General features: G+C 63.8%; 9 protein-coding genes and 4 pseudogenes. 9 read left to right on the top strand and 4 right to left on the bottom strand.

Annotation, left to right across the window (positions count from 1 at the left end; genetic code table 11):
* The first annotated feature begins 2 nt into the window (after positions 1-2).
* Both bpln_RS24490 and bpln_RS24485 read left to right on the top strand, forming a co-directional pair.
* Positions 3-1,457: an efflux RND transporter periplasmic adaptor subunit gene (locus bpln_RS24490; RefSeq protein ID WP_042627808.1), complete on the top strand. Its 1,455-nt coding sequence runs from the start codon at positions 3-5 to the stop codon at positions 1,455-1,457.
* 16 nt (positions 1,458-1,473) lie between these two features.
* On the top strand, positions 1,474-3,588 hold the full coding sequence (locus bpln_RS24485) for an HlyD family efflux transporter periplasmic adaptor subunit (RefSeq protein WP_055140257.1): 2,115 nt from the start codon (positions 1,474-1,476) through the stop codon (positions 3,586-3,588).
* Between the two features lie 242 nt (positions 3,589-3,830).
* Here bpln_RS24485 and bpln_RS24480 read toward each other — a convergent pair.
* Positions 3,831-4,883, bottom strand: a pseudogene (locus bpln_RS24480) (IS3 family transposase).
* A gap of 322 nt (positions 4,884-5,205) precedes the next feature.
* On the bottom strand, positions 5,206-6,252 hold the full coding sequence (locus bpln_RS24470) for a LacI family DNA-binding transcriptional regulator (RefSeq protein WP_055140255.1): 1,047 nt from the start codon (positions 6,250-6,252) through the stop codon (positions 5,206-5,208).
* A 285-nt stretch (positions 6,253-6,537) separates the two neighbouring features.
* On the opposite strand from bpln_RS24470, the gene bpln_RS24465 reads away from it, so the two are divergent.
* The 5 genes and pseudogenes from bpln_RS24465 to bpln_RS24450 all read left to right on the top strand — a co-directional run bounded on the left by bpln_RS24465 (position 6,538) and on the right by bpln_RS24450 (position 11,209).
* Positions 6,538-7,824, top strand: a complete 1,287-nt coding sequence (locus bpln_RS24465; RefSeq protein WP_055141206.1) for an MFS transporter — start codon at positions 6,538-6,540, stop codon at positions 7,822-7,824.
* Between the two features lie 135 nt (positions 7,825-7,959).
* Entirely contained in the window at positions 7,960-8,136 is a 177-nt protein-coding gene (locus bpln_RS36840; protein ID WP_158512066.1) for a hypothetical protein, read from the top strand.
* 24 nt (positions 8,137-8,160) lie between these two features.
* Positions 8,161-8,805 (top strand): MFS transporter, encoded by a 645-nt coding sequence (locus tag bpln_RS24460; protein WP_148654158.1) that lies wholly within the window; start codon positions 8,161-8,163, stop codon positions 8,803-8,805.
* Positions 8,806-8,884: 79 nt separating this feature from the next.
* Positions 8,885-10,045 (top strand): L-talarate/galactarate dehydratase, encoded by a 1,161-nt coding sequence (locus bpln_RS24455; RefSeq protein WP_055140253.1) that lies wholly within the window; start codon positions 8,885-8,887, stop codon positions 10,043-10,045.
* 117 nt (positions 10,046-10,162) lie between these two features.
* Positions 10,163-11,209: pseudogene (locus bpln_RS24450) on the top strand (IS481 family transposase).
* 391 nt (positions 11,210-11,600) lie between these two features.
* Here the strand turns inward: bpln_RS24450 and bpln_RS37945 are convergent.
* Positions 11,601-11,777: pseudogene (locus tag bpln_RS37945) on the bottom strand (IS66 family transposase); the annotation flags it as partial.
* Between the two features lie 313 nt (positions 11,778-12,090).
* Between bpln_RS37945 and bpln_RS36090 the strand changes: the two are divergent.
* Positions 12,091-13,317 (top strand): hypothetical protein, encoded by a 1,227-nt coding sequence (locus bpln_RS36090; protein WP_148654157.1) that lies wholly within the window; start codon positions 12,091-12,093, stop codon positions 13,315-13,317.
* Between the two features lie 324 nt (positions 13,318-13,641).
* Here bpln_RS36090 and bpln_RS36085 read toward each other — a convergent pair whose 3' ends face one another.
* Complete coding sequence (locus bpln_RS36085) at positions 13,642-14,946, bottom strand: hypothetical protein (protein WP_148654156.1); 1,305 nt, start codon at positions 14,944-14,946, stop codon at positions 13,642-13,644.
* Positions 14,947-15,132: 186 nt separating this feature from the next.
* Here bpln_RS36085 and bpln_RS24440 point away from each other — a divergent pair.
* Positions 15,133-16,180 (top strand): annotated as a pseudogene (locus bpln_RS24440) (IS481 family transposase).
* The last annotated feature ends 139 nt before the right edge of the window (positions 16,181-16,319 follow it).

Here is a 16,319-nt window from a genome sequence, read left to right as displayed (position 1 = left end):
CAATGACGCAAACGCATAGGGCCGACGACGCGGCGCAACAGGTCCGCATCGACGGCCAGCAGCTCGCGCTGCTGTGGCAGCTGTCGACGCGCGCGCGGCTCGCCGCGAGCGAGACCACGCTCGGCTTCACGATCGTCAACGAGACGCTCGCGCTGGTGCCCTACCGGCAGGCGGCCTGGTGGCGCGGCGACACGCCGGGTCACGTCGCGGCCGTCTCGGGCCTGCCGCAGAGCGACCCGAACGCGCCCTACGTGCAGTGGCTCGGCGCGCTCTGCAAGGCGCTCGCGCACGGCCTGCGCGGCGCGCCGCCGAGGGACGCCGCCGCGCACGTGGAAGGCCACGGCGCGCCGGTGCTGCCGGCGCGGCCGAAGGTGCAGACCTTCACCGCCGCCGACCTCGAGGCCGAGGCGCCCCACGTGGCGGCCGAATGGGAAGCCTGGTGGCCCGCGAACGGCGCGTGGCTGCCGCTGACCGACCGCGCCGGCCATCCGGTGGGCGGCGTGGTGTTCGCGCGCGACACCGCCTGGAGCGCCACCGACACCGCGCTTTTGACCGAGCTCGGCCAAGTGTGGGCGCACGCGTTCGAGGCGTTCTCGCCGCGCGCGAGCTGGCTCGAACGCGCGCGCGCCGTGCTGCGGCCCGGCCGCCAGCAGCGCCGCGTGCTGATCGGGGTGGCCGTGGTCTGCGTGATCCCGATGCGGCTGACCGTGCTCGCGCCGGCCGAGGTCACGCCGAAGGATCCGTTCGTGGTGCGCTCGCCGCTCGACGGCGTGATCGACCGGCTCTACGTGAAGCCGAACCAGGTGGTGCAGGCCGGCACGCCGCTGCTCGGCCTCGACGCCACCACGCTGCAGTCGCGCTACGCCGTGGCACGCAAGGACTACGACACCGCGCAGGAGGAATTCCGCCAGACCGAGCAGCTCGCCGTCACCGACGACCGCACGCGCCTGGACATGGCCGAACGGCGCGGCAAGCTCGACCAGAGCCGCGTCGAGCTCGACTACACGGCGCGCCAGCTCGCCCGCGTGAGCGTGAATGCCGCGCGCTCGGGGGTGGCCGTGTTCAGTGATCCGAACGAATGGACCGGCAAGGCGGTGGCCGTCGGCGAGAAGATCCTGGTGCTGGCCGATCCGGCCCACGTCGAGGTGACCGCCTGGCTGCCGGTGGCCGACAACATCGACGTGCAGCCCGGCACCGCGCTCACGCTCTATCCGAAGAGTTCGCCGCTCACCAGCTACGAGGCACGCGTCGATTCGATCGCCTGGCGCGCCGAGCCCACTCCCGAGGGCGTGCTCGCGTACCGCGTGCGCGCCAGCTTCGACACGCGCGACGAGGATGCCCGCCAGGCCCCGCTCGGCGCGATGGGCACCGCGCGCATCCGCGGCCCGTGGGTGCCGGCGATCTATTACGTGCTGCGCCGCCCGCTGACGCTCGCGCGTCAATGGCTCGGCTGGTGACAGCGCGCTTTCCGCCATGCCACGACTTCCGCAACTTCGCCAGGAGCTGACGCTCTCGCCCGGCGCGGCCACGCCCGACGGCGCGCCCACCTGGATGCTGCACGACCCGGCCGCCAACCGCTTCTTCCAGATCGGCTGGCCGGCCTTCGAGATGCTCTCGCGCTGGCCGCTCGACGACGCGCAGGCGATCGTCGATGCCGTCAACCGCGACACCACGCTGACCATCACGCTCGACGACCTCGAGGCGCTCGCGCGCATGCTGCGCCAGCAGAGCCTGCTGGTGTCCGCGAGCGCCGCCGACACCGCGCGGCTCGAACAGCACGGCGCCGCGCAGCGCACCTCGCGCGCGATGTGGCTGCTCAAGCACTACCTGATGATCCGGATTCCGCTCTGGCATCCGATGCCGCTGCTGCGCGCCACCGAGCGCTACGTGCGTTTCGCGTTCCGGCCGGCGTCGTGGATCGTGGTGGCCGCCGTCGCGCTGATCGGGCTGATCCTCGCCTCGCGCCACTGGGACGAATTCGTCCACACCTTCCACGGCTACGCCGACTGGCGCGGCCTGATCGGGGTGGGCATCGCGCTCGGCTTCGCGAAGATCCTGCACGAGTTCGCGCATGCCTACACGGCGCAGCGCCACGGCTGCCGCGTGCCGACCATGGGCGTGGCGCTGCTGGTGATGCTGCCGGTGCTCTACACCGACACCACCGAGGCCTGGAAGGTGCCGGCGCGGCGCGACCGGCTCTGGATCGGCGCGGCCGGCATGCTGAGCGAGATCGCGCTGGCCGCGTTCGCGACGCTGGCCTGGAGCCTCCTGCCCGACGGGCCGCTGCGCGGCGGCGCGTTCATGCTCGCCACCACCACCTGGGTGGCCACGCTCGCGATCAACGCCAGCCCGTTCATGCGCTTCGACGGCTACTTCCTGCTGTCGGACTGGCTCGACATGCCGAACCTGCACGACCGCGCGTTCGCGCTCGGCCGCTGGTGGCTGCGCGAGTGGCTGTTCGGCTTCGGCGACCCGCAGCCCGAGCCGTGCCGCGCCTCGCGGCGACGCTTCCTGATCGCGTTCTCGTTCGCCACCTGGCTGTACCGGCTGGTGGTGTTCATGTCGATCGCGCTGGTGGTCTATCACGCGTTCTTCAAGCTGCTCGGCATGCTGCTGTTCTGCGTCGAGTTCGGCTGGTTCATCGTGCGCCCGGTCTGGCGCGAGGCCACGCTCACCTGGCAGCGCCGCGACGAGCTGCGCTGGTGTCGCGAGACGCGGCGCAGCGCGTTGCTCGGCGCCGCACTGCTCGGCTTCCTCGTGCTGCCGTGGCACGCCGGCGTGAGCGCGCCGGCCGTGCTCGCGCCGCAGCGCGCGCAGGGGCTCTACAGCGTCGCGCCCGGCTACCTCGCCGCCATGCCGACGCCGGCGCGCGACGGCCAGCGCGTGCGCGCCGGCGAGGTGCTGGCGGTGCTGGTGTCACCCGATCTCGATGCCAAGCTGGCCGCCGCCAGCGCCGACGAGGCGCTGCTGCACTGGGAAGTCGACCAGCAGCCGTTCGACGAGCGGCTGCAGAAGCAGGGCACCGCGCTCTCGCATCGCTGGGATTCGGCGCGGCAGACCGTGGCCGGCCTGCAGGCGCAGATCGCGCAGCTGACGATCCGCGCGCCGTTCGACGGCACCGTGCAGGCCAACGACGACGCGCAGGCGCCCGGCACCTGGCTGCCGCGCGGCGAGCGCCTCTACGACCTGATCGCGCCCGGCGCCGTGAAGGGCGACGCCTACGTGGGCGAGAACGACGTGGCGCGGCTGAAGGCCGGACAGTCGGCCAGCTTCGTGGCGAGCCTGCCCGAACTGGCGGCGCGCCGCTGCCGGATCGACGCGATCGACAAGGTCAACCTGGCGACGCTCGACGCGCCGTCGGTGGCCAGCACCTACGGCGGCCCGATCCCGGCCGAGCAGGACGCGAGGACGCACCAGCTGGTGCCGCTCGCGGCCACCTGGCAGGTGCGCTTCGGCGAATGCAATGGCGGAGACGGGCTCGGGCGCGAGGTGCCGGGCACGGTGCAGCTCGGCGCGGGGCGCGAGAGCTATGTCGGCAAGGGTGTTCGCTTCGTGGCGGCGGTGCTGCAGCGCGAAGTGGGATTCTGAGGGCAAGCGTCGGGGCGCGGCGTGGGCTTGTGGCCGCGCCGCCTCATCGCTTCATTGCCTCTGCTGTCTGGAGCGCACACCGGCGCTGCGTTGCCATGCCGCCAGGCTCGCAGCGACGGCCGACTGCGGCCACCGCTCGTGGCAGCTCAAGCCCCTCCTTCGCACTACCAATTCCTTCCTCTACGTGCGCTGCCGGATTGCTTCAGGCAGTGGCCTTGACCTCCCCCCGACTAGCCGAGCGCCTAGACTTGGAGGTGTCCGGCCGTAAGGTGTGCGAGCCGGAACTCGCACGGCGTCAGATCGCCCAGCGAACTGTGCGGTCTGGATTCGTTGTAATCCTGCCGCCCATGCTCGATCTTTTCCCGGACATCGTCCAGTGACAAGCACCAATGCACGTTCAAACATTCGTCCCGCAAGCTGCCGTTGAACGACTCGATGAACGCATTATCCGTGGGTTTGCCAGGGCGTGAGAAGTCCGAGGTCACCCCGTTTTCATACACCCAGTGATCCAATGCAGGCGAGATGAACTCGCTGCCGTTATCGACCTTTATCCGTTTTGGTGCCGCGAAGCGATTCCAGATGGGTCAGCGTAGCGACCACATCGGTTGCCTTCAAGGCGTAGTCGACCGTGATCGCCACGCTCTCCCGACTAAAATTATCGACCACGGTCAAGGCGCGGATTTTCTGCCCGTTGAACAGCTGATCGGCCACGACGTCCATGCTCGAGCACGTGTTGACGGTAGAGTTTTCCGGCCGCGCCAAGCGGTGTGCGGCGGCCACGCGCCGGCGTGGCCGCTTACGTCGCAAATTCAGCTTTTCCTCGCAGTAGATCCGATACGTTTTCTTGTGATTGATTAATCCGGGTTTCGCCAATTTCCCGGATGCGCTGGCGTTCGGCGCGGTCCTCACGTGGATGAGGCTGATAACAATACGTGGCCTGACGCAACTGCAATACAGCCGTCGCTCGCCGCATGCTCACGCGATAGGCCTGGATCAAGAAATCAGCCGACGCGCGTTTGCACGCCGGCTTCATAGCTTTTTCGCACCACCTCCTGCAGCATCTGCTTGTCCAGGCTGAGGCCGGCCACCATGTGCTTGAGCCGGGCATTTTCCTCTTCCGGTTGCTTCGGATGCCGTAGCTCGGACACGCCGAGGCCGTCATACTTCTTTTTCCAGTTGTGGAAGGTGGCCTCCGAAATGCCCATCTTTCGGCACACGTCCGTGACCGTGGTGCCCAGTTCGGCCTGCTTCGACGCGAAGGCAATCTGCTCTTCCGTGTACCTCGATTTCTTCATGCAAACCACCCACCCGTCAGGGCTTCAAATTTGCCAGAAATCTCCAGTCTTCGCCGCTACGGTTTTTCGGGAGGAGGTCACTTCTCAAAGGCTGCGTCTCACCAGCAGGTAATGCCCGAAGCGGCGTTCCTCCGGCGTGATTTGCAAACGCCAAAGCGGAGTCAGCGCCCGGTCGTGCGGCAACTGCCCCCGGGTTTAACGGCATCCCGCGCGCGGCACGTGAACGATTCGGAGGAGATTCCGGTGGCGGCGGTGGGCACGTTGCCGGGCTGGGCGCAGGGCTGATTTCGCAGGAAGCCGGGAGAGCCGCGAACGTCACGTTTCAGGCGCTGTGCCGCTCCACGATCGTGAATCCCTTGTCGATCCTCACGGCGGCGGCCGCCGCCGCGTCGCCGGCGTCGGTGAAGCGCGCGAGCAGCGCCTCGGCCGTACTCGCGCCGATCGCCGCGCCGTCGATGCGCACGGTGGACAAGGCAGGAAACACCTGCGCGGCCGTGCTCAGATCGCCGAATCCCATCACCGCAAGATCGGCCGGCACGCGCAGGCCGCGGCTGGCCGCTTCGGCCAGCACGCCCTGCGCGAGCGTGTCGGAGCTGCACACAATCACGTCGGGCTTCGCCGCGTCGAGCAGCCGCCCCGCCCCTTCCCGTCCCGCCTGCAACGTGGCCGGCGCCGGCATCACGGCCACGGCGGGCTCGGCGATGCCGAGCGCCGCCAGTTCCGTCTTGAGGCTTTTCAGGCGACGCAGGCCGCGCGGATCGTCCACCGATACCACGCCGAACGAGCGATAGCCCTTGCCGACCAGATGGCGCGCGACTTCCTTGCCGACCTTCTCGTGCGAAAAGCCGATCACCATGTCGATCGGCTTGCTGGTCAGATCCCAGATTTCCACCACCGGTAATTTCGCCTTCGACAGCCGCTCGACCGTCGCCTTGCTGTGCAGCGTGCCGGCCAGCACGATGCCGTCGGGCCGACGACCGAGAATCGCCTCGACGAGTTCTTCCTCGCGCTGCGTCGAATAGGCGGTCAGGCCCAGCAGCGTCTGGTAGCCGAAGCGCGACAGGCCGTCCATGATCGCCTGCACGGTATCCGCGAAAATCGAATTGACGATGGTGGGCACGAGGATCGCGACCAAACGGCTGCGATTGCTGGCGAGGCCACCCGCCAGCAGGTTCGGCACGTAGCCGGTGGCGCGCACGGCGTCGAGCACCTTCTTCTGCGTATCGGCGCGCACCAGCTCGGGACGGTTCAGCACGCGCGACACCGTCATCGGCGCGACGCCGGCCACCCGCGCCACGTCGATCAGGGTCACGCTATGCCCCGACGCCGCGCTGTCGACCGGCGCGGCGCGCACGTCTTTCTTCTTCATCCGTTGGCTCCCCTGCCCGTCCTGTTCATGCGGAGGGATTAGAACACGATCCGCGTTCGCCAGACCGGCGACCGACGAATCCCGCCTCAGTGTAAACGACAGTGATTGCGCAATCAAAATCAATTGAATGATTGCGCAATCACTGTATGATCGTCAAAAAATACGTTGACGCGTCGACACGGAAAGCCCGCTGCGATTCGTCCGACCGATCCACTTCAGGAGACAGGCGTGGCCGCACGACCCGACACATCCCGGCGCACCAACGTGCGCTGGCTCACCTTGGCGATGATCTTCATCGTCACGACCTTCAACTACGTCGACCGCGCGACGCTGTCGATCGCCGCGCCGAGCATGCGCCACGACCTCGGCTTCGACGCGCTGACGATGGGCGTCGCGTTCTCCGCGTTCGGCTGGGCCTATACCGGCATGCAGATTCCGGGCGGCCTGCTGCTCGACCGCTTCGGCGCGCGTCTCGTGCTCGGCGTGAGCCTGATCGTCTGGTCGGTGCTGACGTTCATGCAGGGTTACGTGCATCTGTTCGCATCGGCGTTCGCGGCCCTGTTCGCGCTGCGCTTCCTGATGGGGATCGCCGAATCGCCGGCCTTCCCGTGCAACAGCCGGCTGACGGTGATGTGGTTCCCGAGCGCCGAGCGCGGCTTCGCGACCTCGGTGTTCCAGCTCGCGCAGTATTTCGCGCTGGCGGTGTTCACGCCGATCATGACCTACACGGTCAGCGCCTGGGGCTGGCACTACGTGTTCTACACGACGGGCGCGGTGGGCGTGCTGATCGGCCTCTGGTGGCTGAAGGTGGTGCGCGAGCCGCAGCGCGACCATCGCGTGAACGCCGCCGAGCTGGCCTACATCGAAGCTGGCGGCGGGCTGCCGAAGATGGGCGACAGCCCGCGCCCGTTCAGCTGGCGCCAGGTGAAGGCAATCGCCGCGCACCGGATGATGGTCGGTATCTACATCGGCCAGTTCTGCCTGACCTCGATCACGTGGTTCTTCCTGACCTGGTTCCCGACCTACCTGATCGAGGCGAAGGGCATGTCGATCCTGAAGGTGGGGCTGGTGGCCTCGATCCCGGCGATCGCCGGCTGCATCGGCGGCCTGGCCGGCGGCGCGTGGTCGGACTGGATGCTCAAGCGCGGCTTCAGCCTGTCGGCCGCGCGCAAGACGCCGATCATCACCGGGCTCGTGCTGTCGTGCTCGATCGTGGCCGCCAACTATGTCCATTCGACTGCGCTCGTGATTGGCGTGATGTCGCTCGCGTTCTTCGCCAAGGGCGTCGGCAACCTCGGCTGGTGCATCGTCGGCGACGTCTCGCCGAAGCACGCGATGGGCATCAGCGGCGGCATCTTCAACCTGTGCGGCAACCTCGCCAGCATCGTCACGCCGCTGGCGATCGGCGCGATGATCAAGCTCACCGGTTCGTTCGAGATCGCGCTGACGTATATCGCCGCGCTGTCGCTGCTCGGCGCGCTGTCCTATCTTCTGATCGTCGGCAAGCTGGAACGCATCGAAATCGACGATGCCGGATCGCAGGCACGCGACGCCGCCGTCGCGCACGGTTGACACCACGCGCAACACGACGGGCTTCGATCCACGAAGCAGGAGACATGCACGAACGCATCGCACAAATGGATACGCATCGGCGGCAGCCTGCTGGCCGGCCTGTTCGTCGCGTATCTCGACCGGCTCGCGCTGTCGGTGGCGCTCTGCTCGATCGCGAGGGATTTCGGTTTCGCTGGCCCGAACATGGCGGCCACCGCGAGCCGGCCGCCGACGGCGTTCCTGATCGGCTACGCCGTGGCCAACGTGCTCGGCGGCGCCCTGCCCCGGCGCCGGGACCCGAAATACGTGGCGGCGTGGACGTTCGCGCTGTGATCGGTGGCGACGTTCCACATCGGGATGACGAATTCGATCACCGTACTGTTGATCTGCCGCGTGCTGCAGGGGATCGGCGAAGGCATCTACTGGCCGCAGCAATCGCGCTTCGCGACCGCCTGGTTCGCGCCGAACGAGCGCACCAAGGCCAACGCCGTGATCCAGTATTACGGCCAGTTCCTCGCGCTCGCCATCGGCTTCATGTTGCTCACGCCGCTGTACGACGCGTCCGGTCGGCGCGCGCTGTTCTACATCGCGGGCCGGCTCGGCCTGCTGGTGATCGTACCGCTCTATCTCGCGATGTTGAAGCCGCAATCGGAGGCGCGGTATCCGCCGCCCAAGCGCGGCAGCATAGCGTCGAAGCTGATGCCCGGGGCGCTCGCGGCCCGCCCGATGGCCCGCCGTGCCGCCTCCCCGTCCGCACGGCAGCCGTTGCCGCGCGGATTCGCCTTTCCCGCGTTGCCGATCGCCATCCGATCTCGCCGTGGTCATCGATCACATGGTCGATACCCTCCCGAACGCGCCGACCAGATTCGAGAGCTGCTCGCGCTGGCGCGCTTTCCGAACGTCTTCGTGAAGCTCGTAGCCGGCGCGCCGTATCGATCATTTCCACCGCTTCGATTCGCCTTCAGTGTTAACGATCATGGTTGCGCAATCATTTGTTGCTAGAATGATTGCGCAATCACCTGATTCGGGTCGCGCGCACCGTGCGCTTGCGGCCGTCAAGCCTCAGTCAAGGACCCTGCTCATGAACACCGTCAAGCCGCTCACGCCGCAAGCCTCGAACGATCGCATCAAGTGGATTCGGATCGCCTCGACGTTCCTGCCGCTCGCCAACCCGATCAGCGACGCGAAGGTGCTGACCGGCCGCCAGAAACCGATGACCGAAATCGCGATCCTGTTCGTCGAGATCGAGACGGCCGACGGCCACCGCGGCCTCGGTTTCAGCTATTCGAAGCGTGCCGGCGGGCCGGGCCAGTTCGCGCATGCGAAGGAAATCGCGCCGGCGCTGCTCGAGGAAGATCCGAACGACATCGCGCGGCTGTGGGACAAGCTCGCCTGGGCCGGCGCGTCGGTGGGCCGCAGCGGGATGGCGGCGCAGGCGATCGGCGCCTTCGACGTGGCGCTGTGGGACCTGAAGGCGAAGCGCGCGAACCTGTCGCTGGCCAAGCTGCTCGGCGCGCAGCGCGATTCGGTGCGCTGCTACAACACCTCGGGCGGCTTCCTGCACACGCCGCTCGATCAACTGCTTGTGAACACCGAAATCTCGCGCGAGAAGGGCATCGGCGGCATCAAGCTGAAGGTCGGCCAGCCCGACTGCGCGCTCGACATCCATCGCGTCTCGACCGTGCGCAAGCAGTTGGGCGACACGTTCCCGCTGATGGTCGACGCGAACCAGCAATGGGACCGCCCGACCGCGCAGCGCATGTGCCGCACGTTCGAACAGTTCGACCTGATCTGGATCGAGGAGCCGCTCGACTGCTACGACGCCGAGGGCCACGCCGCGCTCGCCGCGCAGTTCGACACGCCGATCGCCACCGGCGAGATGCTGACGAGCGTGTCCGAGCACTGGGAATTCATCCGCCAGCGCGGCGCCGATTACCTGATGCCCGACGCGCCGCGCGTGGGCGGCGTCACGCCGTTCCTGAAGGTAGCTACGCTGGCCGAGCACGCCGGCATGATGCTCGCGCCGCACTTCGCGATGGAACTGCATGTGCATCTGGCGGCGGCGTATTCGCGCGAGCCGTGGGTCGAGCACTTCGAATGGCTCGAGCCGCTGTTCAACGAGAAGCTTGAGACGCGCGACGGGCGGATGATCGTGCCGACGCGGCCGGGGCTCGGGTTGACGTTGAGCGAGCGGGTGGCAGGGTGGACGGCGCAGGAAGCAGAGTTTGGGCAGCGGGGATAAGGTGTAGAAGTTCAGACTTGATCTGACAGTAAGGCCTTGCCAAGAGGTGGGGTTACCCGTTTTGATAGAGGTGCGAATCTTCATCAAAACAGCGCGCAAGCGCCAAGGAGTCACCCCGTGAGTAGTCTCAACCAACATGTCATCCGCCACAAGATCGGTCTGCTGAATCTGGCCACCGAGCTCGGGAACGTTTCGAAAGCCTGCAAGGTGATGGGGCTGTCGCGCGATACGTTCTACCGCTATCAGGACGCCGTGGCCGAGGGCGGCGTCGATGCCCTGTTCGGCAGCAATCGGCGCAAACCGAATCCCAAGAATCGCGTCGATGAAGCTAGGGAAACCGCCGTGCTGGCCTATGCCATGGAGCAGCCCGCCCACGGGCAGGTTCGGGTCGGCAACGAATTACGCCGGCGCGGCATTTTCGTGTCTGCATCCGGGGTTCGTTCGATCTGGCTGCGTCACGCGTTGTCGTCCTTCAAGCTGAGGCTCGTGGCGCTGGAGAAGCAGGTCGCTGAAAAAGGCGTCGTGCTGAGCGAGGACCAGGTGGCCGCGCTGGAAAGAAAGCAGGACGACGATGTGGCCCATGGCGAAATCGAAACCGCTCATCCCGGCTATCTGGGCTCGCAGGACACGTTCTACGTAAGCACGATCAAGGGCGTAGGCCGGATCTACCAGCAGACCTTCGTCGACACGTACAGCAAAGTGGCCATGGCCAAGCTGTACACCACCAAGACGCCGATCACGGCGGCCGATCTGCTCAATGATCGGGTGCTGCCGTTCTTCGAGGAGCACGGCATGGGTGTGATGCGCATGCTGACCGATCGAGGCACGGAGTATTGCGGCAAGCCGGAATCGCACGATTATCAGTTGTACCTGGCGCTGAACGACATCGAGCACACCAGAACCAAGGCGTGACATCCGCAGACGAATGGCATCTGCGAGCGGTTCCACAAAACCATCCTGCAGGAGTTTTATCAGGTCGCGTTCCGCCGCAAGCTGTATCTGACGCTGGCGGAGTTGCAGGTCGATCTCGATGCCTGGCCGATGTACTACAACGGCGAGCGGACCCATCAAGGTAAGATGTGTCGTGGTCGCACGCCTCTGCAAACGCTCATCGCGGGCAAGGAGGTGTGGAAGGAGAAAGTGAGCCACCTGAATCTGATCTGACAGTCACGCACCGTCGGAACGGGTAACTGTCAGATCGGGTCGCGACTTCTACAATTTAGCGGAACTTCACACATCACCAAACGGAATCCGTCATGCCGCTAGCTTCCAGCCTCACATATGACATACTGACGCGCCAAACGGAGTTCGTGATCCGCGAGCACATGCAACAAGCGAGGGCTTCGTCACGCCTGCCACGCCAACAGATCTACGAGGACACTGCTCTCGGCGCTTTCATACTATGGACGACCCTTGCCTGCGAGGCGGCAATGGCCAGCCTCTATTTGACCGCGCTCCGCGACTACGAAACCGACGTGATCCGACTTGAGGCTCTGACCAGGACGTCGCGCCGGTCCCGATAGCCCCGTTACACTCTGAACAGGATTAATTCAAGTAGATGGACGCGCTCTTCGCGTTCGAGGTGATCAGGCAGCGGCTTCCGACCGACACTTTCGCGTTACGCGTGCGGCGCCGCCCGAGCGGCGGCCATATCGGCGGCGCCTTCGTCGGCCCGCGGGTCTTCCAGCCGCAATTCGAGTTGTTCGATCTGGCGATCCAGCTTCCCTGTACGTGACGGCCGTTATCCAGACATCATGAGTAACCTTCGACAGCGCGATCCCAATAGTCAAAACGGTCAGCCAGGTCGCGGCCAACCCTCCGCCGAATCGACAGCGCGTTCATTTCTACCGTCGGTCCAGCCTGCGCCGCCCTCGGCTTTCACGCCAGCGCCGCCCACATCCGGCGGAGCATCCGCGTTTGGGATGCCCCCGGCGGGTTTTCTCCCATCGATTCCCTCGCAGCATGCGTCTGCTCCGTCGATCGCTGCCACGGCTGCACGTCCTTCCCTGGTCGCGCCGGTCGCTGTGACATCGGCGCACGTGCCGATGCCCGACGTTGCCGATCCTGTCACGGCGACGCGTGCTGACCATGCACCGGATGAATCGCGACGCAGCGTCAGGTCGTCCACGTTGCAGAAGCGCCAACAGCACGAGGAATTGATGGCCGCACGTGCCAACGAGCAGTCTCGTTCACACGTGACTGCTGCCGGTCGTGCGCTGACACCGGTGGACGGGCAATCTTCCGCCGAGTTGAATCGGGCAAGGCTGGCGCTCGCGGGACCAAGCAGCGCTTCGCCAGACAGCTTCTTGGTCGTATATGGCGGACGGGTCTCGCCGGGTCGCCATCTGGAGGGCATGGGGATGACCGGCCCACATATCGATCGCCGCTCGTGGTCGACAGATCAGACCACGATCAGTCACAGATTGGATGCTCGCCTTCGGCAGGTGCCTGGACAGCAGGGAGCCCCGCATAGCGGCGGCGTCCATTTTTCGGAAATTGCGCATCATCGTCAGCAGGCGACCGGTGGGTTCACCGGTACATTAGGCGCGGTGCCAGCAGCAGTCGGCAGCAACATCGAGGACATGGCGATGGAAGAAAGCCACCATGCGCTCTCAAAGCTGGTGCCAGATGCTCAGGTGCGCGAGGTCAACGTCGCCCGAATCCGTGGTAACGGCGAGGGCGCCGGCACGCTCGAAACTCGAGTGCGATATACGCATGGGAGATCGTCGCTGTCGCAGCATTACTCACCGGCGCATACGCACCATCAGGACGGCGATCGCAACATGCCCGACGAGAACGAGGTGCGCGATCTTACCGCCGCGCATACGCAGGCCGTGCTGACCGCGATCGGATCGACCAGTGCACCGACCGAACCGCCGCAATGGCGGCTTTCGTCCACCCCCACACCATACACGCCGAAATACGGCGTCGGAACAACCAACGACGCAGGGCACTCGGACTACTTCAGCGGTATTCGTTCTCCGAAGGGCACATGGCGTACCGGCCCCGACGCTTATAACTGGATGGCGAGTTTCGATAAAGCGGCTGCGGAAGGCCAGGAAAACCCCGCTGCAGTGGCGTCGAGCCAGCACCGGGACACTGGTAGCCATTCACCGCCGTTTTTCGCACCTCCCTCGCCGCCATCGATTCCGATGTCGGCACCGGCCAAGCCACCACCGCTGCACCCGGCGGGAGCTACTGTGGGGAGCGTTGCGGCCACCGCGCCAACGCCTGCCGCCACCTCAACGAATCCCGCTAAAAAACACCTGTAGGGTGCAATTTACGTCGTCGGCACACTAATCTGCCGCCTGAACCATCATTGATAATGCAATCGACAAAACACTGTCGCGTGCAGGCCTGTCTGAATCAAGATGTTCACTCGCATACCGATCTCCGCGGCGTCCAATACACGAATACCGTTCTGGCCAGTAGCACTGGTCCAATCGGCAAACCATTGCCCGTTTACCGGAACGCGGACGACCTACGCAGCGTGCTAGCGTTCCTGCCCGATGGCGCAGACTTGGGTTGCTAGATGCGCAAGGGCTGTCGTCGTTTCACAGAGTATCGGTTATCGATCCTATTTCGAGCATTAAATATTATCGTTTCTTTCCCGCCCGCTCTTCCGACACAAACAGATTAAAGCAGAAGATTTGCACAGTGACTTCGCGCCCATCATCCTCTTTTGATTTTAATACAAATCGCCACTCTCCAGGCTGCATCACCGACTTCACCCTCAAAAACAGCCCATGCTGAGATAAGGCACTCTCGATTTTTGCCTGCACGCCCGAGAATCCAGCGACCGATTTATTGAACAAGACAAGTGCAGCCTTGCAGTCACGCCACGTAAGATAACTGAGCAACTGATCAAGCGCGTCACTCAGAACTCTCTCTCCGCCCCAAAGCTTACATTCGCCAACGAAGGCTGACCGAGACTCTTCTTCGATGCGAATATCGGTTTTTCCGTATTTACGAAAGGCTTCCCCTGTCGCATTTCCTCTATAGAGGCCATTCAAGCTTGCAAGCAGAATATCGCGCAGCCCCTCTTCGCCCATAGGCTGATAAGTTTGGGGCGTTCCCTCGAACGTTGCCCCCATATGCCGAATATTCGCCAATATCTCTTCATACAACTCCTCATTGATTGCTGGCTCAGGCCTGTAACCTGAAACTGGGGCCCTAGGGAGGGCACGAGCCGAATTTCTCTTTATTTCAAGAGGTTTAAATTCAGGCATCCCCAAATTTTTGACCACTGGAATGTTAAAAACCGAAGAAAGCCCTTGAAGCGAATCAATGCCCTGCCTTCGATGTGCAATCGCATCTCGCGCTGTCCGGCTCACTGACGACAGATGTTCCTTGATCATCGAAGCTTGGGAAGAAATGGATTGACGAATCAACTGAAGTGTACTTTCAAGTTCGTTTTTATACCATTCTGGCGCCGTACTGCTCGTATTTGAAAATGAAATTGTCAATATCCGCCGAAGAGTATCGACTTCACCTTCAGGAACCATCGAACTCCATGCGTTCGGCCGCAAATTCCAGAGCTCGGCGTTACCAGAGAACGGTAGAAAGAATCGCAATTTATGCCCATCCGTCAGAACGCGGTTACCGTCAAAGCTTCCGTATTCAATCCGCCCGGTAACATCGATCTTTGTCTCGCTGTGCTCCATCTGCATCTGATCCTCGTGAAGGACCAAGGGCTCAATGTGAAACTTCTGTTCAATATACTCAACCAACGTATCTACGCTCGTCGCGAGAAACTGATCCCGGGGGATGTTTCCCACAGCATCTCGGACGGAGTTAAGCCCGGCACTTAGCTGCTGGAAGAGCTCGCCAGTGTGAAAAAGGTAATTTCGGTTATTCCGGCGCATATCTCGTAGAATATAGAGTGGAGTGATGCTAAGCATACATCAATCGACCCTGGATTCGTCCTCGCTCACTTTGGAATTCAACCTGCCGAGAGATCTTACACCTTAGGTGTAGAAGTTCAGACTTGATCTGACAGTAAGGCCTTGCCAAGAGGTGGGGTTACCCGTTTTGATAGAGGTGCGAATCTTCATCAAAACAGCGCGCAAGCGCCAAGGAGTCACCCCGTGATTAGTCTCAACCAAAACGTCATCCGCCACAAGATCGGTCTGCTGAATCTGGCCACCGAGCTGGGCAACGTGTCGAAAGCCTGCAAGGTGATGGGGCTCTCGCGCGATACGTTCTACCGTTATCAGAACGCCGTGGCCGAGGGCGGCATCGATGCCCTGTTCGACAGCAATCGGCGCAAGCCGAATCCCAAGAATCGCGTCGATGAATCGACGGAAATCGTCGTGCTGGGCTATGCCATGGAGCAGCCCGCCCACGGGCAGGTTCGGGTCAGCAACGAATTACGCCGGCGCGGCATTTTCGTGTCTGCATCCGGGGTTCGTTCGATCCGGCTGCGTCACGCGTTGTCGTCCTTCAAGCTGAGGCTCGTGGCGCTGGAGAAGCAGGTCGCTGAAAAAGGCGTCGTGCTGAGCGAGGACCAGGTGGCCGCGCTGGAAAGAAAGCAGGACGACGATGTGGCTCATGGCGAAATCGAAACCGCTCATCCCGGCTATCTGGGCTCGCAAGACACGTTCTAGGTGGGCACGATCAAGGGCGTAGGCCGGATCTACCAGCAGACTTTCGTCGACACGTACAGCAAAGTGGCCATGGCCAAGCTGTACACCTCCAAGACGCCGATCACGGCGGCCGATCTGCTCAATGACCGGGTGCTGCCGTTCTTCGAGGAGCACGACATGGGTGTGATCCGCATGCTGGCCGATCGAGGCACGGAGTATTGCGGCAAGCCGGAATCGCACGATTATCAGCTGTACCTGGCGCTGAACGACATCGAGCACACCAAAACCAAGGCGCGACATCCGCAGACGAATGGCATCTGCGATGCGGTTCCACAAAACCATCCTGCAGGAGTTTTATCAGGTCGCGTTCCGCCGCAAGCTGTATCTGACGCTGTCGGAGCTGCAGGTCGATCTCGATGCCTGGCTGATGTACTACAACGGCGAGCGGACCCATCAAGGTAAGATGTGTCGTGGTCGCACGCCTCTGCAAACGCTCATCGCGGGCAAGGAGGTGCGGAAGGAGAAAGTGAGCCACCTGAATCTGATCTGACAGTCACGCACCGTCGGAACGGGTAACTGTCAGATCGGGTTGCGACTTCTATAGCTTAGTTTCTACTTCTGAACCCCGTGGAAAACGGCGGGATTACCTTGCAGCCTCCTTAAAATCCTGGGCGATTCAAGGGTGAGCC

The sequence above is a fragment of the Burkholderia plantarii genome, assembly GCF_001411805.1.
GTDB lineage: Bacteria > Pseudomonadota > Gammaproteobacteria > Burkholderiales > Burkholderiaceae > Burkholderia > Burkholderia plantarii.
Note: the sequence above shows the minus strand (reverse complement) of the source record. Positions and strands in the feature narration are given on the sequence as shown.